At 71.0% G+C, this 19455-nt stretch carries 21 protein-coding genes; 13 read left to right on the top strand and 8 right to left on the bottom strand.

All coding sequences use genetic code 11. The features are described 5' to 3' along the window. Window positions 1–3: 3 nt before the first annotated feature. The 5 genes from Q0599_RS23360 to lysM all read left to right on the top strand — a co-directional run bounded on the left by Q0599_RS23360 (window position 4) and on the right by lysM (window position 3489). Window positions 4–1032 (top strand): hypothetical protein, encoded by a 1029-nt coding sequence (locus Q0599_RS23360; RefSeq protein ID WP_298835037.1) that lies wholly within the window; start codon window positions 4–6, stop codon window positions 1030–1032. Further along, a complete protein-coding gene (locus Q0599_RS23355; protein ID WP_298835035.1) occupies window positions 1029–1292 on the top strand; it encodes a hypothetical protein in 264 nt (87 codons plus the stop codon). The genes Q0599_RS23360 and Q0599_RS23355 overlap by 4 nt, the downstream gene beginning before the upstream one ends. Before the next feature lie 153 nt (window positions 1293–1445). Next, a complete protein-coding gene (locus Q0599_RS23350) occupies window positions 1446–2261 on the top strand; it encodes a substrate-binding domain-containing protein (RefSeq protein WP_298835033.1) in 816 nt (271 codons plus the stop codon). Next, window positions 2258–2854 (top strand): MOSC domain-containing protein, encoded by a 597-nt coding sequence (locus Q0599_RS23345; protein ID WP_367180986.1) that lies wholly within the window; start codon window positions 2258–2260, stop codon window positions 2852–2854. Before Q0599_RS23350 ends, Q0599_RS23345 begins: the two co-directional genes overlap by 4 nt. A gap of 122 nt (window positions 2855–2976) precedes the next feature. Then, window positions 2977–3489 carry a peptidoglycan-binding protein LysM gene (gene lysM, locus Q0599_RS23340; protein WP_298835031.1) on the top strand — a complete coding sequence of 171 codons (513 nt, stop codon included), beginning with the start codon at window positions 2977–2979 and terminating at the stop codon, window positions 3487–3489. 12 nt (window positions 3490–3501) lie between these two features. On the opposite strand, the gene Q0599_RS23335 is transcribed toward lysM, so the two are convergent. Continuing rightward, a complete protein-coding gene (locus Q0599_RS23335; RefSeq protein WP_298835029.1) occupies window positions 3502–4605 on the bottom strand; it encodes an alkene reductase in 1104 nt (367 codons plus the stop codon). Window positions 4606–4651: 46 nt separating this feature from the next. Here Q0599_RS23335 and Q0599_RS23330 point away from each other — a divergent pair, with 46 nt between their 5' ends. After that, window positions 4652–5494, top strand: coding sequence for a 23S rRNA (adenine(2030)-N(6))-methyltransferase RlmJ (locus tag Q0599_RS23330; RefSeq protein WP_298835027.1), 843 nt, complete (start codon window positions 4652–4654; stop codon window positions 5492–5494). A gap of 519 nt (window positions 5495–6013) precedes the next feature. Continuing rightward, the gene (locus tag Q0599_RS23325) at window positions 6014–7048 is read left to right on the top strand and encodes a hypothetical protein (protein WP_298835025.1); all 1035 of its coding nucleotides are present in this window, start codon (window positions 6014–6016) and stop codon (window positions 7046–7048) included. Between the two features lie 20 nt (window positions 7049–7068). Here Q0599_RS23325 and Q0599_RS23320 read toward each other — a convergent pair whose 3' ends face one another. After that, a complete protein-coding gene (locus Q0599_RS23320; protein ID WP_298835023.1) occupies window positions 7069–7809 on the bottom strand; it encodes a helix-turn-helix transcriptional regulator in 741 nt (246 codons plus the stop codon). 134 nt (window positions 7810–7943) lie between these two features. On the opposite strand from Q0599_RS23320, the gene Q0599_RS23315 reads away from it, so the two are divergent. From Q0599_RS23315 to Q0599_RS23295, 5 genes are read left to right on the top strand one after another with little or no spacing between them, the layout of a single operon-like run. Next, entirely contained in the window at window positions 7944–8390 is a 447-nt protein-coding gene (locus Q0599_RS23315) for a YiaA/YiaB family inner membrane protein (protein ID WP_298835020.1), read from the top strand. 8 nt (window positions 8391–8398) lie between these two features. Beyond that, the gene (locus tag Q0599_RS23310) at window positions 8399–8818 is read left to right on the top strand and encodes a hypothetical protein (RefSeq protein ID WP_298835018.1); all 420 of its coding nucleotides are present in this window, start codon (window positions 8399–8401) and stop codon (window positions 8816–8818) included. Beyond that, entirely contained in the window at window positions 8815–9582 is a 768-nt protein-coding gene (locus Q0599_RS23305; protein WP_298835016.1) for a DUF2145 domain-containing protein, read from the top strand. The genes Q0599_RS23310 and Q0599_RS23305 overlap by 4 nt, the downstream gene beginning before the upstream one ends. Before the next feature lie 30 nt (window positions 9583–9612). Next, window positions 9613–11508 carry an MFS transporter gene (locus tag Q0599_RS23300; protein WP_298835014.1) on the top strand — a complete coding sequence of 632 codons (1896 nt, stop codon included), beginning with the start codon at window positions 9613–9615 and terminating at the stop codon, window positions 11506–11508. Further along, window positions 11505–12182: a CAAX prenyl protease-related protein gene (locus Q0599_RS23295; RefSeq protein WP_298835011.1), complete on the top strand. Its 678-nt coding sequence runs from the start codon at window positions 11505–11507 to the stop codon at window positions 12180–12182. The genes Q0599_RS23300 and Q0599_RS23295 overlap by 4 nt, the downstream gene beginning before the upstream one ends. Window positions 12183–12185: 3 nt before the next feature. Here Q0599_RS23295 and ubiM read toward each other — a convergent pair whose 3' ends face one another. The 5 genes from ubiM to Q0599_RS23270 form a co-directional block, all read right to left on the bottom strand. Next, on the bottom strand, window positions 12186–13457 hold the full coding sequence (gene ubiM, locus Q0599_RS23290; RefSeq protein WP_298835009.1) for a 5-demethoxyubiquinol-8 5-hydroxylase UbiM: 1272 nt from the start codon (window positions 13455–13457) through the stop codon (window positions 12186–12188). 84 nt (window positions 13458–13541) lie between these two features. Next, window positions 13542–14669 (bottom strand): tRNA guanosine(34) transglycosylase Tgt, encoded by a 1128-nt coding sequence (tgt, locus tag Q0599_RS23285; protein WP_298835007.1) that lies wholly within the window; start codon window positions 14667–14669, stop codon window positions 13542–13544. Between the two features lie 45 nt (window positions 14670–14714). Then, entirely contained in the window at window positions 14715–15095 is a 381-nt protein-coding gene (locus Q0599_RS23280) for a c-type cytochrome (protein WP_298835005.1), read from the bottom strand. 137 nt (window positions 15096–15232) lie between these two features. Then, the gene (queA, locus tag Q0599_RS23275) at window positions 15233–16309 is read right to left on the bottom strand and encodes a tRNA preQ1(34) S-adenosylmethionine ribosyltransferase-isomerase QueA (RefSeq protein ID WP_298835003.1); all 1077 of its coding nucleotides are present in this window, start codon (window positions 16307–16309) and stop codon (window positions 15233–15235) included. A gap of 88 nt (window positions 16310–16397) precedes the next feature. Beyond that, window positions 16398–16526, bottom strand: coding sequence for a hypothetical protein (locus Q0599_RS23270; RefSeq protein ID WP_298835001.1), 129 nt, complete (start codon window positions 16524–16526; stop codon window positions 16398–16400). A 164-nt stretch (window positions 16527–16690) separates the two neighbouring features. Between Q0599_RS23270 and recG the strand changes: the two genes are divergently transcribed. Continuing rightward, a complete protein-coding gene (recG, locus tag Q0599_RS23265; RefSeq protein WP_298834999.1) occupies window positions 16691–18748 on the top strand; it encodes an ATP-dependent DNA helicase RecG in 2058 nt (685 codons plus the stop codon). A 10-nt stretch (window positions 18749–18758) separates the two neighbouring features. Here recG and Q0599_RS23260 read toward each other — a convergent pair whose 3' ends face one another. Beyond that, complete coding sequence (locus Q0599_RS23260; protein WP_298834997.1) at window positions 18759–19319, bottom strand: hypothetical protein; 561 nt, start codon at window positions 19317–19319, stop codon at window positions 18759–18761. Window positions 19320–19455 lie beyond the last annotated feature (136 nt).

Genomic DNA, 19455 nt, shown 5'->3' with positions numbered 1-19455 from the left:
ACCTTGGCCCTGGAACAACTCGCCTCAGAAGACGCGCTTCGCCTGGCCGTGCTGCTGGCCGGCGAGTTGCATGCCGTGCGCATCGACGAAGGCACGCTCACGCTGCACGCGCTCACCCCGCGCGGCGAGGCGTGCATCGCGCTGCATCCGGACACCCGCGCCGAGCGCTACCTGATGCGCGTGCGCGAGGCGCTGGCCGGCCATGCGATGGGCTCGCCCGGCGGGTACCCGGTCCATCTGCGGCGCTGGACGCGCAGCGGTCACGCCAGCCCCAGCAACCTGGCTGCGCTGCTGTGCCTGGCCGAGCCCGAGGCGGTGACGGCGGTGTCGCTGTCGGCCCACCTGACCGACGAGTTGGCGCGCCGCGTCTGGTGGCTGCAGGCCGATGCACCGACCGCGCGTGCGATGCTCGGCCATCCCGTGGTGCGCCGCGGGCCGATGGGTCCGGTGCTGGCCGCGCACCTGCTGGAGCTCCTGCCCTTCGAGACCGACCCCGACACCGCCATGGCCTCCATCGACGTGGTGGCCGCCGCGGGACTTCTGGATGCGCCGGCGCGCGAGCGGTTGTGGCGCGCAGCGCAGCACCGGCCGCACTACCTGATCGGCTGGCTGCAGCGTGCGCCCGAGACGCTGCCGCCCGAGGCGGCACGCGCGCTGCCGCCTGCCGTCGAGGCCGCGGCCGAGCGGGGTGACGCACTCGCCGGCCTGCTGCGCCAGTGCGCCGCGCCGGGCGGTCAGGCGGTGCTGCGCGTGATGCAGCTCGCGCTGGACAAGCTGCCCACGCATGCAGCCACCTACCGGCTGCTGGACCTGATCGGCGAGCGCTTCGCCGCAGCGCGCGGGGCCGCTGCCGGCGCCGCCGTGCCGAGCCACTTGGCCGAGGCGCTGCAGGTGCTCGGCAACACCAGCGCGGCGACGGCCGAGCCGGTGCTCAGCCGCACCACCGCGGTCGGACCGCTGATGCGCCGGCATCTCGCGCCGGTCCTGCAGCCCATCGGCGCACAGTTGCAGGCGCTGCGCGAGCTGACATGAAGGGCGGACTGACGCTGGACCCCGAGGCGGGCCAACTCGTCACGCGCGCCTGGGCCGTCATCCATGCCCGGCGCGGCAGCCGCAAGCGCTTCGCCGAGGGCTGCGTCGAGCTGTTGCCCAGCGCCGAAGCCGCACTGGCGCGCGCCGACCCGGCACGCCAGCAGCATGCGGCCGAAGTGATGGGGCCTTCGCGTTCGTCGGAAGGCGTGCGTCTGTACTACCTGGTGCGCTGGCTGTCGGACGAGGCCGCGGGCTGCTGAGTACCGTCGCGCCCACCGCGGCGCTGCGCCAGGGGGCAGATCAGCGGAAGACTTCTGCCTCGCGTGAATCGAGGACCCAGAGGCGACTGAATCGGCACTCGTAAGTGCTTGATTTACGGCGAGAATCGGTTCAGGACCAGACGACCTTCGAGAATGACGACACGCCGACGCCTGCTTCTCGGCGCCGCCACCGCGCTCGCCCTGCCCGGTCAGGTCGGCGCGCAGCAGCGCCAGTCCTTGGACAACCCGCTGCGGCTGGGGGCCGACCAGGCCCTGGTCGATTCCGGCCTGGCCGCGGCGCTGCGCAAGGGGTTCGGCCGCGACACCGGCGTGGTCATGCAGCTCGTGCCAGAGCTCGCCGTGCCGCTGCTCGGGGCGCTGGAGCGCGGCGAACTCGATGTCGCGCTGAGCAACGTGCCCGAAGCCGAGGAGCGGCTGGTCGCCCAGGGCCTCGCCCACGATCGCCGCCGCGTCGCGGAGACGGCGCTGGTGCTGGTCGGCCCGGCGGCGACGAAGAAGAAGCCCGACCCGGCCGGCATCGCCAGGATGCGCGACGTGGCCCAGGCGCTGGTCACCCTGCGTGACGCCGCGCTGGCCAATCCCGGCACGGTCAGCTTCCTCACCGCCGGTGACGGCTCGGGGTCGCACATCGCCGAGCAGGCACTGTGGCGAGCGGCCCGGATCGCCCCGGAAGCCCCCTGGTACGCGAAAGCGCAGCCGGGTCCGCTGGCCGCCCAGGCGCGTGAGCAGCGCGCCTATGCGTTGATCGAGCGCGGCGTCTGGCTGGACCGCGCCGGGGCGCCGCTGGCCGTGCTGGTCGAAGGCGACGCGCGCATGGCGATGCCGGTGCACCTGCTGCGCTCGTTCCGCGCCAGCCACCCGGCGGCCAGACTGTTCGCCGCCTGGGTCACCGGGCCGAAGGGGCGTGCCGTGGTGGCCTCCCAGCGCGGCTACCGCGTGCCGGCGTGAGGCAGAAGATGGTCGATCGGCGCGTCGCCAGCCTCAACGTCGCACTGGCCCGCGCGGTGGAGATCAAGGGCCGCAAGGTCATGACGGGCATCGGCAAGCGCCCGGTCGAGGGCAGCCGGCGCGTCGGCGCCATGGGGATCGAGGGCGACGAGCAGGCGGACCTGTCGGTGCACGGCGGCCTCTCGAAGGCCGTCTACGCCTACCCTTCGGAGCATTATCCGTTCTGGCAGACGGTGCGTGCGCAGGCACGCGCCGCGCTGTGGGATGAAGCGCTGCTGCCGGGCGCGCTGGGCGAGAACCTGACGATCACCGGGCTGCTCGAGCAGGACGTCTGCGTCGGCGACGTGCTGCGCTTCCCCGACTGCGAGCTCGCCGTCAGCGAGCCGCGCTTTCCCTGCTTCAAGTTCAACGCGGCAATGGGCTTCGACCAGGCGAGCAAGCTGATGTTCGCCAATGCCTGGTGCGGCTTCTACCTGTCGGTGCGGGTGGCCGGCACGCTGCGCGCCGGCGAGTCCTTCACGCTGGTCCACGGGCCGCGCGAAGTCGGCATCGTGGAGCTGTTCCGCGCCCGAGTGGCGGCGCAGCGCCGCTGAGGCGAGACCCCGCGCGGCGTGCCCGCCCTCGAGCCGGCTGCGCCCGGCCCGTCAACGCACAGCGTGCAGAATGCCGTGCAGGCCTCGCGGCAGCGGGCCATCAACCAGGAAGGAGAACGGACATGGGCATCGTGAGTTTCTTCAAGGAGGCTGGCGAGAAGCTGTTTGGCAGCAAGGACGCCGAGGCCGCGGCGGCCGCGGCGGCGCAGGCGCCGAGCCAGGCGGAGCTGCAGGAGCGGTCGAAGCAGGCCAATGCCGCCGCCGCCGCCGCCATCGAGAAGTACATCGCCGCGCAGAGCCTGTCGGCGGATGGCCTGCGCGTCGAGTTCGACGGTGCGTCGAGCAAGGTGACGGTGGCGGGCGTCGCGCCGGATCAGGCGACCAAGGAGAAGATCCTGCTGTGCTGCGGCAACGTCCAGGGCGTCGCCTCGGTGGCGGACATGATGACGGTAGCGCAGCCGGCCGACGAGTCGCAGTACCACACCGTGGTGCGCGGCGACACGCTGTCGGCGATCGCCAAGAAGTACTACGGCAACGCCAACGCCTACCCGAAGATCTTCGAGGCGAACAAGCCGATGCTCAACCACCCCGACAAGATCTACCCCGGCCAGCTGCTGCGCATTCCGCCGGCCTGACGAGGGTCGCCGTCAGGGGGCCACCGGCTCCAGGCTCGGGTAGTCGGTGTAGCCGGCTGCGCCGCCGCCGTAGAAGGTCTCGCGCCGCGGCACGTTCAGCGGCGCGTCCTCGCGCAGCCGGCGCACCAGGTCGGGGTTGGCAATGAAGGGCCTGCCGAAGGCGACGAGGTCGGCCGCGCCGCGCGCCACCACGTCCAGCGCCATCGTGCGGTCGTAGCCGTTGTTGACCATCCAGGCGCCAGCCGGGTGGGCCTGCTTGTAGCTGCGGCGCAGCGCCTCGAAGTCGAAGGGCACGGCGTCGCGCGAGCCGCCGGTGGCGCCCTCGATGACGTGCAGGTAGGCCAGCTTCAGCGGCGCGAGTCGCTCCACGACATGGCCGTAGAGCGCCTGGGGGTGGCTGTCCTGGCCGGCGTCGTTGGCCGGCGTGACCGGCGACAGGCGCAGCCCCGTGCGGCCCGCGCCGATCTCGTCCGCCACCGCCTGCATCACCTCGAGCATCAGCCGCGCGCGGTTCTCGATCGAGCCGCCGTAGCCGTCGCGGCGGTCGTTGATGCTGTCGCGCAGGAACTGCTCGAGCAGGTAGCCGTTCGCACCATGCACCTCGACGCCGTCGAAGCCGGCCTCGACGGCATGGCGCGCCGCCTGGCGGTAGTCGGCGACGATGCGCGGCAGTTCGTCGGCGCGCAGGGCGCGCGGCACCGACACCGGCTCGAAGCCCTTCGCGGTGAAGGTCTTCGCATTGGCCGCCCGCGTCGTCGACGACACCGGCACCATGCCCTCGGGCAACAGTGAGACATGCGAGATGCGGCCGACGTGCCAAAGCTGGATGACAATGCGCCCGCCCGCGGCGTGCACCGCGTCGGTGACGCGGCGCCAGCCGGCCACCTGCTCGCGGCTGTAGATGCCCGGTGTGTCCAGATAGCCCTGGCCCTGCGGCGAGATCTGCGCGGCCTCGGTGACGATCAGACCGGCGCTGGCGCGCTGCCGGTAGTACTCGGCCTGCAGGTCGCCGGGAACGCGGCCGGGACCGGCGCGGTTGCGCGTCAGCGGCGCCATGACGATGCGGTTGGCCAGCGCGATGTCGCCGGCCTGGAAGGGTGAGAAGAGGGGATGCATGGGCCGGGACGATACAGTCACGAGCCCATCCCTTGCCGACCACGCCATGCTCGCCTACCGACACGCCTTCCATGCGGGCAACCACGCCGACGTGCTCAAGCACCTGGTGCTCGTACAGGTGCTGCGTTACATGAACGGCAAGGACAAGCCCTATCGATTCGTCGACACCCATGCCGGAGCGGGCGGCTATTCGCTGGAGGGCCGCTACGCGCAGAAGAAGGGCGAGTACGAGCGCGGCATCGGCCTGCTGTGGGATCGCGACGATCTGCCCGAGCCGCTGGCCGACTACGTGGCGCGGGTGCGCGAGTTCAATCCGCAGGGCGTGCTCGAGCAGTACCCCGGCTCGCCCGCGATCGCGCGCATGCTGCTGCGGCCGACCGACCAGATGCGACTGTTCGAGCTGCACCCCACCGAGCACCGCATCCTGGACGCCTACCTGGGCGCGCAGCGCGGCGTCGAGGTCAAGCATGCCGACGGGTTCGACGGCCTGAAGAGCCAGTTGCCGCCGACCACGCGCCGCGGCGTGGTGCTGATCGACCCCAGTTACGAGGGCCACGGCGACTACGGCCGCGTGATCGCCACGCTGCGCGACGCGCTGCAGCGCTTCGCCGAGGGCGTCTACCTCGTCTGGTATCCGCAGGTGCAGAAGGTCGAGGCCGCCGAGCTGCCGCGCCGCCTGGAGGCACTTGCCCCGAAGGCCTGGCTGCATGCGCGCCTCACGGTGGCCAGGCCCGACTCGCAGGGCTTCGGTCTGGCCGGCAGCGGCATGTTCGTCATCAACCCGCCTTACACGCTGCACGACACGCTCGCCGGCGTCCTTCCCTGGCTGGTGGAAGTGTTGGGGCAGTTCGAGGGTGCGAACTTCCTGCTCGACCAGCGCGCTGCCTAGGCTTTGACGGGGGTCTGAGCATGGCTTGCGCGCAGCCCCACCGCCACGCCATCCCGTCGGCCGGGTGAACGCCGGGCCGCAGCAATGGCCGAAGCGCCCTGTAACGCCCGTCGTCGGCGCGCATCGGGCCGGGTTGCGTCAGCGGGCCGAAGTCGACGTGAAATGCCCCCCCCGCCATGCGTGTCGATGCCGGCATCCGGCGCGGGCAGGGACATCGCGCCGCGATGCGTGATCCCGGCGCGCTGGAACCCGTCGACGGGCGCAGCCAGCCCTGCCGCCTTCGCCAGCGCACTTGACTGCTGGCTGACTGGCGAAGCGAGCACCAACCCCACAATCGCATTTGGCAAGCGCCAGCGCTGCTCTGGAGGCACGGGACGGTAGAAACCCGGCCCCTCGGCGCGGGCTGCGGCAGGCGCGCCAGGCAACAAGCGCTTACGGCCGGGCGACAGGCCCTGTCAGCTCGGCACAGGGCACGGATCTTGATGGGCTCTGCCTCCCATCCGTGCCCGAGACGCCGCCATGACCGCCCCGCACCGACTCGTTGCCGCTCTGGCCCTGGCCGCCGGCACGTTGCTGCTCGGTGGCTGCACCACGTCGCTGGTGATCGCGCATCTGTACGACAAGATCACCGAAGGCGACCCGACCTCCTGCTTCCGTCTGAACAGCGTCGAGCGTGCGCTGCAGCCGCGTTGCGGGCCCTATGTCGCCGGCAGCATCTCCGCCAGGGACGTGGCCGCGCCCGGGCTGCCAGTGTGCCCGCTGACCCTGGCGGCGCGCGACCCCGCACTCTGGCCGGTGCTGCCGGAGCTGATCGACAAGGGTGCCACGCCGGAGGCCTGCACCGCGGCGCCGTGGGTGGCGCTCGCGCAAGCCCATCCCTGCCCGGACTTCGCGCGCGCCTCACCCGAGCAGGTCCGTTCGCTGCGCTGGCTCGCCGAGGCGGATGCTCGCGCCATCCACCACGACGTGGTGCGCGCGCTGAGTTGCCCGAGCGCACGCCGTGCCGGCCTGGATCTCGTGCTCGACCAGTGGCTGGCGCAGGATCAGCTGCGCGCTGACACGCTGCCCTTCGGCATGCTGGGCGCGCTGCATCCCTCGCACCTGAACTCGACGCTCGCGCGCACGCTGGAAGCACGCGGGCACACCGCCGTCGCCGGCCTGGGCGCCTACAACGGCCAGCTCGCCCCAGGCTTCGAAGAGGCGCTGCGCGTCGCCGACTTCGACGCACTCGACTGGTGGATCCAGCGCGTGCCTTCCCTGGTTGACCGTGCGCCACCGTCCCGCGGCAACCAGCTGCCCTGGGCTCCGCTGGCGCGCGCCATCACGCCGGCCTTCCTGCCCGACCTTGTCAGACAGCGCGAGGTGGTTTCCTACCTGCTCGCCCATGGCGCCGAGCCCTGGCGGCCGCTGCCGCACGACCCGCAGCAGACGCCGGCCTCGCTGGCGATGAGGATGCACAGCCCGCTGGCCGAAACACTCGCCGGGCCGCGCGTCGCGACCACGCGCGGCGCCGCACCGGTGGCCGCAGCCGCGGCAATCTTCCCGCGCCGCTGAACGATCGGGCGCCGCGCGGCTCAGCGGTCGTCGCGCTTGAGGTCGCGGAAGGCGGCGAACAGCCACGAGCGCATGCCGACCACCAGCGTGTAGGGCCGCTTCTGCTCGGGTGCCAGCTTCTGATCGGCCAGATGCTGCTGCGCGAAGTCCTGACCGACGCGCTGCAGCCTCTCGACGAAGGTGGCGGCCAGGCTGCGGCCGATCTGGCCGTGCACCAGCATCAGCATCTCGCCCTCGCCGTCGAAGCCGCCGCTGAAGTAGTCGTCGGCGACATGCTCGCGAAAGTACGTCATCACCGGGCCGTGCGGCCGCCAGCGGAAGCCCTTGGCCACCTTCAGCCGGTACCGATTGAGCGGGCGCAGCTCGATGATGCCCAGCCTGTCGAGCTGCACCAGGTACTTCACGCACTCCGCCTCGGTGAAGGTGTAGGTGGCGATCATCTGCTCGAAGGTCCACTGGCTGAAGGCGCAGATCGCCACCAGCAGCAGCTTGCGGTCGGCGATCACCGCCGACTCCTGCTCGTGCGTCAGCTCGCGGCGCAGCGGCTGCGCGTCGGCGACCTTCCTCGCCAGGTCGGCGAAGTCCATCTTCAGCACGCGAAGCACCTCGTCGATGCGCGACAGCGGCATGTCGGCCTTGGCGAAGATGCGCTTGATGCTGGATTCGGCCATGCCGAGTTCGCGCGCCAGGTCGGCGTAGGTCAGGCCGGCCGCCTTCAGCTCGGCTTTCAGCGCGGTGATCAGGTCGTGTGTCGTGCTCATGCCCGGTACCCCCGAAAAGTACCGCTATGAGATACCCAAGGCCCGCTTCGCTGCAACCCTCCTAGGAGGGATAGATACCCGCTCGGAGCTTCGAGAGGATGCGCCCATCTTCAACCACCCGACAGGGGTTTCGCATGAACAGCGCCACGATCCAACACGACACCAAGGCCTGGAAGGCTCAGGTCTGGATCTCCTTCGGCATCGCCGCCAGCCTGTGCGCCATCGGCCTGGCCTACCTGCCCGGCCAGGACCTGGACCGCGCCTTCATGTTCATGGGCTACGGCTTCTGCCTGTCGGCGGCCTTCATGGTCGCCAAGCACGTGCGCGACAACCAGCACCGGCGCATCGACACGCCGATGTGGGGCATGGTGGTCTGGGGCGGCTTCGCGCTGGCGATGACGCTGACCGGATGGGGCCTGTGGCGCATGGACATCAACCCGACCTACAAGGCCTTCCTCGGCGTGTGCTGGTTGTTCCTCATCTCCAGCGTGTTCACGCTGGCCAAGACGCTGCGCGACGCCCACGAGGCCCGCGTCGCCGCGATCCGCCACGATGCCCGCCGCATGGCGAACGAGCAGTGAGGTGCGCCATGACGAACGCCCTGTTCCGCTCGGCCCTCGCGGCGGCCGTGCTGGCCTCCAGCCTGCACGGCGCGGCGCGCGCTCACGTCAACGCCTCCGACGCGAGCACGCTGTCGGCGTTGCCGATCGCGGTCTCGGTCGCCGCGCCAGCGATGCTCCTGTCCGGCGGCGTGATGCTCACCGTGGTCGCCATCGAGGCCTCGGCCGAAGGCACGGTGTGGGTGCTGGAGCGCGCCTCGGACGGCGCGCGCGCCAGCGTCACGCTGTCGGCCGCGGCAGCGGGCGGCCTGTCGGTGGCGGCCGGCACGGCGGTGTCGGTCACCGCCTTCAGCGCCGGCTGGGTGCTGTCGGCGGCGGGCAAGGCGCTCGCCTACATCCCGAACGAGATCGGCGCGGCGCTGCTGCACAACGAACGGCTGACCCGATGAAGGCGGCGCTGCTTCTCACGCTCGCGCTGAGCGCCGGCGCGGCTCACGCTGGACGCACCTGCGAGAACCAGGCGCCGGACGCCGTCGACGTCCAGCGCGCCATGACGCTGGCCGAGCGCACCGCCCGTGCGCTCGACGCCAGCGGCGCGCAGGTGGTGGTGCTCGCCCGCGCCGGGCAGGACCTGAGCCGTTACGGCCTGGCCTGGTCGCACCTCGGCCTGGCCTACCGGGAGGGCAGGCACTGGCGCGTCGTGCACAAGCTCAACCAGTGCGGCAGCGCCCGGGCAGCGCTGTACCGCCAGGGCCTGGGCGAGTTCTTCCTCGACGACCTGCACGAGTACAAGGCCGGCATCCTCGTGCCTGAGCCGGCGGTGCAGGCGAAGCTGCTGATGACCTTGCGCGACGACGCTCGCGTGACGCGGTTGAACACGCCCGCCTACAGCATGCTCGCCTACCCCTGGTCGCAGCGCTACCAGCAGTCCAATCAGTGGGCGCTGGAGACGATGGCGATGGCGCAGGACCCGGCGGCCAGCACGCGCGAGCGCGCCCAGGCCTGGCTGATGCTGCAGGGCTACGAGCCGACCCCGCTGCGGCTCGGCGCGCTGACGCGCCTCGGCGCCCGCGCCACCGCGGCGAACATCGCCTTCGACGACCACCCGAACGAGAAGCGATTCACGGACCGCATAGAGACGGTCACCGTCGACTCGGTGTTCGCATGGTTGAATCGCAGCGGCCTGGGCGGCCCGGTCCAGGTGGTCCGCTGAACCGCATCACGGCAACAGGGAGCACAGCGCTTGAGCACACCGCACCGTCATCCCAATCAGTTCGCGCTGCTCGGCCAGCGCCGCTTCGCGCCCTTCTTCGCGGCCCAGTTCCTCGGCGCGGGCAACGACAACCTTTTCAAGTTCGCCTTCACGGTGATGGTGACCTTCGGCAGCGCTAACGCCAGCGGCCTCGAACCGGCGCTCGTCGTGCAGCTGATCGCCGCGCTGTTCATCCTGCCCTTCCTGCTCTTCTCGGCCACCAGCGGCCAGCTCGCCGACAAGTTCGACAAGGCGGTGCTGATCCGCCTCGTGAAGAGCCTGGAGATCGCCATCATGGCAGTCGCGCTCTATGGCTTCACGGCGAAGAGCGTGCCGGTGCTGCTGCTGTGCACCTTCGGCCTGGGCATGCACTCCACGCTGTTCGGGCCGGTGAAGTACGCCTACCTGCCGCAGCACCTCGACGAGCGCGAGCTCACCGGCGGCAACGGCATGGTGGAGATGGGCACCTTCGTGGCCATCCTGCTGGGCAACGTGGTCGGCGGCCTGCTCATCGCCCTGCCCGAGGTGGGGCCCGCCTACGTGGCCGCGTGCTGCCTCGCGCTCGCCGTGCTCGGCCGCGTGAGCGCGCAGTTCGTTCCCGGCGCACCCGCCACCGACGCCGGCCTGAAGATCAACTGGAACCCCGTCACCGAAACCTGGCGCAACCTCCAGCTCGCGCACGGAAACCTGGTGGTGTTCCGCTCCTTGCTGGGCATCTCGTGGATGTGGTTCTTCGGCGCGGTGTTCCTGACCCAGTTTCCCTCCTTCGCCAAGGACGTGCTCGGCGGCAACGAGCAGGTCGCCTCGCTGTTGCTGGTGGTGTTCTCGGTGGGCATCGCGATCGGCTCGCTGCTGTGCGAGACGCTCTCGCGCCGCCACGTCGAGATCGGCCTGGTGCCCTTCGGCGCCTTCGGCATGAGCGTGTTCTCGATCGACCTGTACCTCGCCTCGCGCGGCATCAGCCACCCGCAGGCGGCGCTGACGCTGATGCAGTTCGTCTCGCTCGGCCAGAACTGGCGCGTGATGGCCGACCTCGCGCTGCTCGCGCTGTTCGCCGGCCTGTACAGCGTGCCGATGTACGCGCTGATCCAGCTGCGCGCGCAACCCAGCCACCGCTCGCGCATCATCGCGGCGAACAACATCCTCAACGCCCTGTTCATGATCGCCAGCGCCGCGATGGCCGCGCTGCTGCTCAAGGCCGGCGTCAGCGTGCCGCAGATCTTCCTCGTCACCGGGCTGCTCAATCTGCTGGTGGCCGGCTACATCTTCCTGCTCGTGCCCGAGTACCTGCTGCGCTTCATCGCCTGGGTGGCCACCCGAGTGGTCTACCGCTTCAAGGTACGCGGCGAAGCGAACATCCCGCTCGAGGGCGCGGCTCTGCTGGTATGCAACCACGTCAGCTTCGTCGACGCGATCCTGCTGATGGCGGCCAGCCCGCGGCCCATCGTCTTCCTCATGGACCACCGCATCTTCAGGCTGCCGGTGCTGGGCACGCTGTTCCGCCTGGCCAAGGCCATCCCGATCGCGCCGCAGAAAGAGGACCCGCAGGCCTACGAGCGGGCCTTCGCTCGCGCCAGGCAGGTGCTCGACGGCGGCGACCTGCTGTGCATCTTTCCGGAGGGCGCGATCACCCGCGACGGCACGCTCGGCGAGTTCAAGGGCGGCGTGATGAAACTGCTCGAATCCAATCCGGTGCCGGTGGTGCCGCTGGCGCTGCAGAACCTGTGGGGCTCGTTCTTCTCGCGCATCGACGGCACGGCGATGACGCGGCCGTTCCGCCGCGGCCTGCTCAGCCGCGTCGGCCTGGTGGCGGGCGAACCGGTGCCGGCGGCCCAGGTCAGCCCGGCCGGGCTGCGCGAGCGCGTCGGCGCGCTGCTCGCCTCGTGATCTCCAGCCTCGGCCGCCAGGCGCTGGTGCGCATCGCGCCGTTCGCGCTGTTCATGGCGCTGCTGGCGGCGCGCGGCTTCGCCGCCGACGGCGCCTGGGGCTTCGACGAGCGCTGGCTGTATGCCGTCTCGACGTTGGGCGTCGCGGCGCTGCTGGCCGTCTTCTGGCGCGACTACGGCGAGCTCGCCAGGCCGCTGTGGCCGGAGCGGCGCGAGGTCGGGCTCGCCATCTTGGCCGGCGCGGCGGTGTTCTTCCTCTGGACCAGCCTCGACCAGCCGTGGATGAGGCTTGGCGAGGCCACCGCGGGCTTCCGCCCGGTCGATGCAGAGGGTGAGTTGATCTGGCCGCTGGTGATCGTCCGCGCGCTCGGCGCCGCGCTGATCGTGCCGCTGATGGAAGAGCTCTTCTGGCGCTCCTTCCTGATGCGCTGGATCGACAGCCCGCGCTTCGAGGCCGTGCCGCCGCAGCGCGCCAGCCTGCGCGCGCTGGCGCTGTCCACCTTTGTCTTCATGCTCGCCCACACGCTGTGGCTGGCGGCCATCGTCGCCGGCGCCGTCTACGCCTGGCTCTACATCCGCAGCGGCAAGCTGTGGGTGGCCGTGCTCGCGCACGCGGTGACCAACGGCGCGCTGGCCATCTGGGTGGTGGTCACCGGCAACTGGGGCTACTGGTAGGCCTCAGGGCTTCCACAGCGACGCCAGCATCGGCGGCAGCGGCGGCCGGGACAGCGGCGGCCATCGCGTCGGCCCGCTGCGCGTGAGGCGGTCGGTGATCACGGCCTTCAACGGCGGCAGCCGCTCGGCCACGCGGATCACCGCCTGGCGCAGCAAGCGCGCCGGCTCGCCGTCATCGGTGAACAGGCCCACCAGCGCATTGGTGCCGTGGTAGATCGGCCAGGTCTCGCGGCGGTGGCGCGTCTCGTAGGGCCTGAGCACCTCCGGGCTGCCGAGGTCGCGGCCGTTGCGCCGCGCCGAGGCTAGCAGGTCGCTCAGCACGTCCACGCCGTAGAGCCCGAAGTTGTAGCCATGCGCGGTGACCGGGTGCATGCCGACGGCAGCGTCGCCGATCAGCGCGAAACGCGGCGCGACGAAGCGATCCGCATACACCGCCACCAGCGGATAGAGATGGCGCACGCCCTTCAGCGCCATCGTCCCGAGGCGGCCACCGAGCTGTTGCTGCACCCAGCCGGCGAACTGTTCGTCGCTCCAGCGCTGCATCGCACCGGCCCGGTCCGTGCTGACGGTGACGACGATGGAGCTCTCGCCGCCGTTCATCGGCAGCACCGCCAGCGTGTGGCCGGTGTGGAAGCACTCCTGCGCCACCGCGCGGTTCGGCGCGCTGTGCGTCATGCGGCACACGATCACGCTGCGTCCGAAGTCGCGCATCTGTGCGCCGATGCCGGCGCACCGGCGCGCTTCGGAGAAGCGGCTGTCGGCGGCCACAGCGAGCGGCGCGCGCAGTTCCACCTCGGCACCGTCCTCGCTCCGGCACGACACGATCGCGCCTTCGGCGTCGATGCGCAGGCCGATCACGCGCGTCGCCGGCCGCAGACCGATGGCCTCTCGTCCCAGCACGGCCTCCCAGCTCGCACGGCGCACCAGGTGGTTGGCGACGAGGTGGCCGAGCTCGTCCTCGCCCGAGCCTTGCGCGTCGAAGTGCAGCGCTTGCGGGTCGCGCCCGTTGTAGACCACCGCCTCGCGCAGCGGCGCCACCTCGGCCGCGGGCAGGCGCTCCCACAGGTCGAGCCGGCGCATGATCGCCTGCGCGCGGTGCGTCAGCGCGATGTCGCGGCCGTCGGGTGCAGGCTCGGCGAGCGTCTCGGCGCTCTGCCCATCGAGCACGATGCTGCGGATCTGCGCATCGGCGAGTGCGCGCGCCAGCGCCAGTCCGCTCGGGCCGGCGCCGATGATCAGCACGTCGGTGTCGTGGGGCGTCCGGGACGAGGGCATGGCGGGTCGGCGTGGTCGAGGAGGCGACGATCCTGAGCGCGCTCGCCGCAGGCCGCGCTGACCCCGGTCAACGCCCGCGCAGTCTCAGACGCCGCGACGGCGATCCTCGGCGAACTTCGCCGCAAAGGTCTCGAAGTGGCCTGCATCGAGCGCCGCGCGCACCTCGCGCATCAGGTTCACGTAGTAGTGCAGGTTGTGGACGCTCGCCAGCATCGGCCCGAGCATCTCGTTGCAGCGGTCGAGGTGGTGCAGGTAGGCACGGCTGAAGTTCGCGCAGGTGTGGCAGCTGCAGGTCTCGTCGACCGGCCGCTCGTCGGTCTTGTAGCGCGCGTTGCGCAGGCGCAGATCGCCGAAGCGGGTGAACAGGTGGCCGTTGCGCGCATTGCGCGTCGGCATCACGCAATCGAACATGTCCACGCCGCAGCCCACGCCCTCGACCAGGTCCTCCGGCGTGCCCACGCCCATCAGGTAGCGCGGCTTGTGCGCGGGCAGGCGGTGCGGCGTATGCGCCATGATGCGCTGCATCTCCTCCTTGGGCTCGCCCACGCTGACGCCGCCGATCGCATAGCCGGGCAGGTCGAGTTCGACGAGGGCCGCCAGCGACTGCTCGCGCAGCGTCTCGAACATGCCGCCCTGCACGATGCCGAACAGCGCGTTCGGGTTCTCCAGCCGACGGAACTCCGCCAGGCAGCGCCCCGCCCAGCGCAGGCTCAGCTCCATCGAGGCGCGCGCTTCCTTCTCCGTCGTGATGTGGCCCTTGGTCTCGTAGGGCGTGCATTCGTCGAACTGCATGACGATGTCGCTGTTGAGCACGCGCTGGATCTGCATGCTCACCTCGGGCGTGAGGAAGAGCTTGTCGCCGTTGACCGGCGAGGCGAACTTGACGCCCTCCTCGCTGATCTTGCGCATGTCGCCGAGCGACCAGACCTGGAAGCCGCCGCTGTCGGTGAGGATGGGCTTGCGCCAGGCCTCGAAGCGGTGCAGCCCGCCGAACTGCTGCAGGATCTCGAGTCCCGGACGCAGCCAGAGGTGGAAGGTGTTGCCGAGGATGATCTGCGCGCCCATCGCTTCCAGCGACGAGGGCATCACCCCCTTCACCGTGCCGTAGGTGCCCACCGGCATGAAGACCGGCGTCTCGACCACGCCATGGTTGAGGGTGAGCCGGCCGCGGCGCGCCCGACCTTCGGTGCGGAGCAGTTCGAACTGGAGCATGTGCCGATTGTCGCAGGGCCCCCTGCGACGACCGGCACGGCGGCGCTACTTCTTCGGTGCCTCGAGCGCCAGGATCCAGCCGACCAGCCGCTTCGCATCGGCCGGCGCGATCGCCACCGCGTTGGGTGGCATCGCCAAGCCGCTGGCCTGACCCTTCCAGTGGCTGTCGTAGGGGTTCGACCCCTTCATCACGGTGGCGGTCAGCGCCTCGACCGCACCCTTGCGGCCCTTGTACTTGGCGGCCACGTCGCGCCACGCCGGACCGACCGGCGGCAGCCCGTCCGGGCCCTTGCCGCCGGGCTCGACCTGGTGGCAGGTCAGACAGCCGGCATGCCGAGCCAGTGCGGTCATCGAGTCGTCGTTGCCGGCGGCCATGGCGAGCAGGGGCATCGCCGCCAGGGTGATGGCGACCATCTTGTTCTTCATCGGGTCCTCCTCGGACGGATCGTTGATCTGCGAGCCATGCTAGAAAGCAGGCGCCGCGTCCTTCTGACCAATGTCAACCGCGCACCGCGTTTTGCCAGGGTGGAGCAGGCCGGACGGCGCGAACACCACGGCCTGTGTCAGCGAGGAGCAGTGCCTGTGTCGCGCGGCAGCAGCATCGCATCGCCGTAGCTGAAGAAGCGGTAGCGCCTCGCGATGGCGTGGCGGTACAGCGCCATCACCTTCTCGTGCCCGGCGAAGGCGCTGACCAGCATCATCAAGGTGCTCCGGGGCAGGTGGAAGTTGGTCAGCAGCCGGTCGACGACGCGGAAGGCAAAGCCCGGCGTGATGAAGATGTCGGTTTCGCGCGCACCGGCCGTGAGGCGGCCCGACAGCGCGGCCGACTCGAGCGCGCGCAGCGTGGTCGTGCCCACGGCGACCACGCCATGGCCTGCCGCACGGGTGGCTTCGATGGCATCGACGGTGGCCTGGCCGACCTCGAACCATTCACTGTGCATGCGGTGCTCGGCCAGGTTCTCGCTGCGCACCGGCTGGAAGGTGCCGGCGCCGACGTGCAGCGTCACGCTGGCCATGCCGACGCCACGCTCGCGCAGCGCGGCGAGCAGGTCTTCGTCGAAGTGCAGCGCCGCCGTCGGCGCGGCCACCGCGCCGGGGTGCTTGGCGAACACCGTTTGGTAGCGGCGCTCGTCCTCGGCGCTGTCGGCGTGGGTGATGTAGGGCGGCAGCGGCACGTGGCCATGGTGTTCGAGCAGCCCGTGCGGCTCAGCGGGGAAACGCAGGTGGAACAGCGAGCCATCCGGACCGCCGCGGCCGAGCACCTCGGCCTCGAAGGACGAGGCGCCGTCGGCGGCGACAAAACGCACGCGGCTGCCCGGTCTGGGCGACTTGCTCGCGCGCAGATGGGCCAGCACCTCGTGGCCGCCGAGCACACGCTCGACCAGCGCCTCCACCGCACCGCCGCTGGCCTTGGCGCCGAGCAGGCGCGCCTTGATCACGCGCGTGTCGTTGAAGACGAGCAGATCGCCGGGGACCAGCAGCCCGGGAAGGTCGCGGAACACCCGGTCGGCCGGCTCGGCGCCGGTGGCGTCGAGCAGCCGGGAGGCGCTGCGTTGCGCGGCGGGATGCTGGGCGATCAGCTCGGCCGGGAGTTCGAAGTCGAAGTCGGCGAGCGCGAGGGGACGTGGCGTCGAGGGCATGGAGGCTGTACCGGCCTGTGATGCGAGGCCGCGATGTTGCCATGCCCCGGCGGCGGTGCCGGCGACGGCCCGCCGCCTTGCGGCCGCGTCAGTTCGGGTCGATGTGCACTGCGGGCTGGGCGGCCGCCCGCTCGGAGCGGTCCCAGGCGAGCGCAGACAGCGCGCTGACGACGGCAACGATGACGAGAACCAGGGCGAAACGGGCGACGATGCGCATGGACGGTGGCGGGGTTGGACGCGACAGCGCGCGATGCTAAGGGCGGCGGCGGCGAAAGTCTCTAGAGGCAGCCCTCGGTTGGCCATTGTTCGCCACCGGCGCCCCCTGCTGCGCGACGAACTGCGGCAGGAAGTCACGCCAGCGCCACCGGCGAGAATCGGCGCATGGCCGAGACCGCTCCGCCGTCGAACGAGAAGAAGCCGAAGTCGGCGCCGCAGCGGGCGCTGGAGAAGCTCGGCCTGGTGCGCGACATCGACCTTGCGCTGCACCTGCCGCTGCGCTACGAGGACGAGACGAGACTCGTGCCGATCGCGGCGCTGCGCGACGGCGACACCGCCCAGGTGGAGGGCGTGGTCACCGACAGCCGCGTGCAGTTTCGCCCGCGGCGGCAGCTCGTCGTGAAGATCCATGACGGCGCCGATGACCTGGTGCTGCGCTTCCTGCACTTCTACCCCTCGCACCAGAAGGCGCTGGCCGAAGGCGCTCGCGTGCGCGTGCGCGGCGAGGCGCGCGGCGGCTTCTTCGGGCTGGAGATGGTGCACCCGAGCTTCAAGGCGGTGACGGAGGGCGCGCCGCTGGCCCGCGCGCTGACCCCGGTCTACCCGGCCAGCGCGCAGCTGCCGCAGGCCTACCTGCGCAAGGCGGTGGCCGCGGGGCTGTCGCGCGCGGATCTGTCGGAGCAGCTGCCGCCGGGCACGGTGCCGCCGGACATGATGAGCCTGCGGGAGGCGCTGGACTTCCTGCACCACCCGGCGCCGGACGTCAGCGTCGAGGCGCTGCTGGACCACAGCCACCCGGCCTGGCAGCGGCTGAAGTTCGAAGAGCTGCTCGCCCAGCAACTCTCGCAGCTGAAGGCCAAGCAGGAGCGCGAGCAGCAGTGCGCGCCGGCCTTCGCGCTGCGGTCCGGCGGGCTGCAGGAGCAGCTGCTGGCCGCGCTGCCCTTCTCGCTCACCGAGGCGCAGCGACGCGTCGTCGAGGAGATCGCCCGCGACCTGGGCCAGGAGCAGCCGATGCACCGCCTGCTGCAGGGCGACGTCGGCTCCGGCAAGACGGTGGTGGCGGCACTGGCCGCCGCCATTGCCATCGAACAAGGCTGGCAATGCGCGCTGATGGCGCCGACCGAGATCCTCGCCGAGCAGCACCTGCGCAAGCTGGTCGGCTGGCTGACGCCACTGGGCATCACCGTGGCGTGGCTGACCGGCAGCCGCAAGGGCAAGGCGCGACGCGAGATGCTTGCGCAGGTCGCCTCTGGCGAGGCGGCGCTGGTGGTCGGCACCCACGCGGTGATCCAGGACCAGGTGGAGTTCGCCAGGCTCGGCCTGGCGATCATCGACGAGCAGCACCGTTTCGGCGTGCAGCAGCGCCTGGCGCTGCGAAGCAAGCTTCAGGACGGGCCGCTGGAGCCGCACACGCTGATGATGAGCGCCACCCCGATCCCGCGCACCCTGGCGATGACGCTCTTCGCCGACCTCGACATCAGCACCATCGACGAGCTGCCGCCCGGCCGCACCCCGGTGGTCACCAAGCTGTTCGCCGACGACAAGCGCGAGGCGGTGATCGCGCGCATCCGCGACGAGGTGGCGGCCGGCCGGCAGGTCTACTGGGTCTGCCCGCTGATCGAGGAAAGCGAGACGCTCGACCTGCAGAACGCCACCGCCACGCACCGGCAGCTCTGCGAGGCGCTGCCCGGCCGCATGGTCGGCCTGTTGCATGGACGCATGCCGGCGGCCGAGAAGGCGGCGGTGATGTCGCTGTTCGGCGGCGGGCAGATGGGCGTGCTGGTGTCGACGACCGTCATCGAGGTCGGCGTCGACGTGCCCAACGCCTCGCTGATGGTCATCGAGCACGCCGAGCGCTTCGGCCTCAGCCAGCTGCATCAGCTGCGCGGGCGCGTCGGCCGCGGCGCGGTGGCCAGCGTGTGCGTGCTGCTCTACAGCACGCCGCTGTCGGACACTGCCAAGTCGCGGCTGAAGGCGATGGTCGAGACCCACGACGGCTTCGAGATCGCGCGGCGCGACCTGGAGATCCGTGGTCCGGGCGAGTTCTTCGGTGCGCGGCAGTCGGGCGCGCCGCTGCTGCGGTTCGCCGACCTGGCGCTCGACGAACCGCTGGTGCACCAGGCCCGCGCCAGCGCGCTGGCGCTGCTCGCGAAGCACCCGCAGGCCGCCGAGCGTCATGTGGCGAGATGGCTGGGCTCGAAGACGGACTACCTGAAGGCCTGAAGCGCTCGGCTCATCCGAAGTGCATCTGGTACTTCGCCCCGTCGGAGAACAGGCACACGCCGGTGCCCAGTGTCGGCCCGCTGATCAGGTACTCGCATTGCACGTTCACGCCCTTGCTGCCGAACGCGTTGGCGATGCCGCGCCGGCCGCTGAAGTTGCGTGCCGCACTGCCCAGCACCTCGATGTGCAGGCGGCCGAAGGCGGCGTAGTTCGCGTCCACGCGCGTGGCTTCGCCCTGCAGCGTGTCGCCCAGGTAGGCCAGCGTGAAGGTGCCTCGGCCGGTGTGGCTGTCGACGACGATGGCGGTGAGCAGGCCGCCCTGATTGGCCTGCGGATTCAGCGGATACAGGCGCACGCTGAGCACACCGGGCTGCGGCGGCGCGCTGGGTGCGGGCGGCGCGACGACGGTGACGCTGGCCGGCTCGCGTGCTGGGTAGGCAGCAACAGGGTAGGCCTGACCGGTGCGCGGATCGATGGGCACGACGTAGCAGGCGGAGAGCCCGGCGACTGCGGCGGCACAGGCCGCCGCGAGAGCGAGGCGTGGGGCAGGATTGGATCGTTCGGTTTGCATGAGTGAAGCCGTAGCGCGGTACATGCCGCCCACGCAGAGTCCTCCGGCGCACGGACGGCCGCAAGGCGCAAGCGCGCCGGTATCGAAGCGCGATGCCGGGCGTCGCAGCGGGCGATGCGCCGCACTGCGATACTTG

It is taken from the genome of uncultured Piscinibacter sp., from assembly GCF_937952055.1.
Lineage (GTDB): Bacteria > Pseudomonadota > Gammaproteobacteria > Burkholderiales > Burkholderiaceae_C > Piscinibacter.
Note: the sequence above shows the minus strand (reverse complement) of the source record. Positions and strands in the feature narration are given on the sequence as shown.

Bases quoted from the DNA above. Each gene is read 5' to 3' on its own strand.
- Q0599_RS23350 (WP_298835033.1), top strand. From the start codon at position 1,446: ATGACGACACGCCGACGCCTGCTTCTCGGCGCCGCCACCGCGCTCGCC.
- Q0599_RS23330 (WP_298835027.1), top strand. From the start codon at position 4,652: ATGCTCGCCTACCGACACGCCTTCCATGCGGGCAACCACGCCGACGTG.
- queA (WP_298835003.1), bottom strand. From the start codon at position 16,309: ATGCCCTCGACGCCACGTCCCCTCGCGCTCGCCGACTTCGACTTCGAA.
- recG (WP_298834999.1), top strand. From the start codon at position 16,691: ATGGCCGAGACCGCTCCGCCGTCGAACGAGAAGAAGCCGAAGTCGGCG.
- Q0599_RS23280 (WP_298835005.1), bottom strand. From the start codon at position 15,095: ATGAAGAACAAGATGGTCGCCATCACCCTGGCGGCGATGCCCCTGCTC.
- Q0599_RS23335 (WP_298835029.1), bottom strand. From the start codon at position 4,605: ATGCATCCCCTCTTCTCACCCTTCCAGGCCGGCGACATCGCGCTGGCC.
- Q0599_RS23325 (WP_298835025.1), top strand. From the start codon at position 6,014: ATGACCGCCCCGCACCGACTCGTTGCCGCTCTGGCCCTGGCCGCCGGC.
- Q0599_RS23305 (WP_298835016.1), top strand. From the start codon at position 8,815: ATGAAGGCGGCGCTGCTTCTCACGCTCGCGCTGAGCGCCGGCGCGGCT.
- Q0599_RS23320 (WP_298835023.1), bottom strand. From the start codon at position 7,809: ATGAGCACGACACACGACCTGATCACCGCGCTGAAAGCCGAGCTGAAG.
- Q0599_RS23270 (WP_298835001.1), bottom strand. From the start codon at position 16,526: ATGCGCATCGTCGCCCGTTTCGCCCTGGTTCTCGTCATCGTTGCCGTC.
- Q0599_RS23310 (WP_298835018.1), top strand. From the start codon at position 8,399: ATGACGAACGCCCTGTTCCGCTCGGCCCTCGCGGCGGCCGTGCTGGCC.
- Q0599_RS23260 (WP_298834997.1), bottom strand. From the start codon at position 19,319: ATGCAAACCGAACGATCCAATCCTGCCCCACGCCTCGCTCTCGCGGCG.
- tgt (WP_298835007.1), bottom strand. From the start codon at position 14,669: ATGCTCCAGTTCGAACTGCTCCGCACCGAAGGTCGGGCGCGCCGCGGC.
- Q0599_RS23355 (WP_298835035.1), top strand. From the start codon at position 1,029: ATGAAGGGCGGACTGACGCTGGACCCCGAGGCGGGCCAACTCGTCACG.
- Q0599_RS23315 (WP_298835020.1), top strand. From the start codon at position 7,944: ATGAACAGCGCCACGATCCAACACGACACCAAGGCCTGGAAGGCTCAG.
- lysM (WP_298835031.1), top strand. From the start codon at position 2,977: ATGGGCATCGTGAGTTTCTTCAAGGAGGCTGGCGAGAAGCTGTTTGGC.
- ubiM (WP_298835009.1), bottom strand. From the start codon at position 13,457: ATGCCCTCGTCCCGGACGCCCCACGACACCGACGTGCTGATCATCGGC.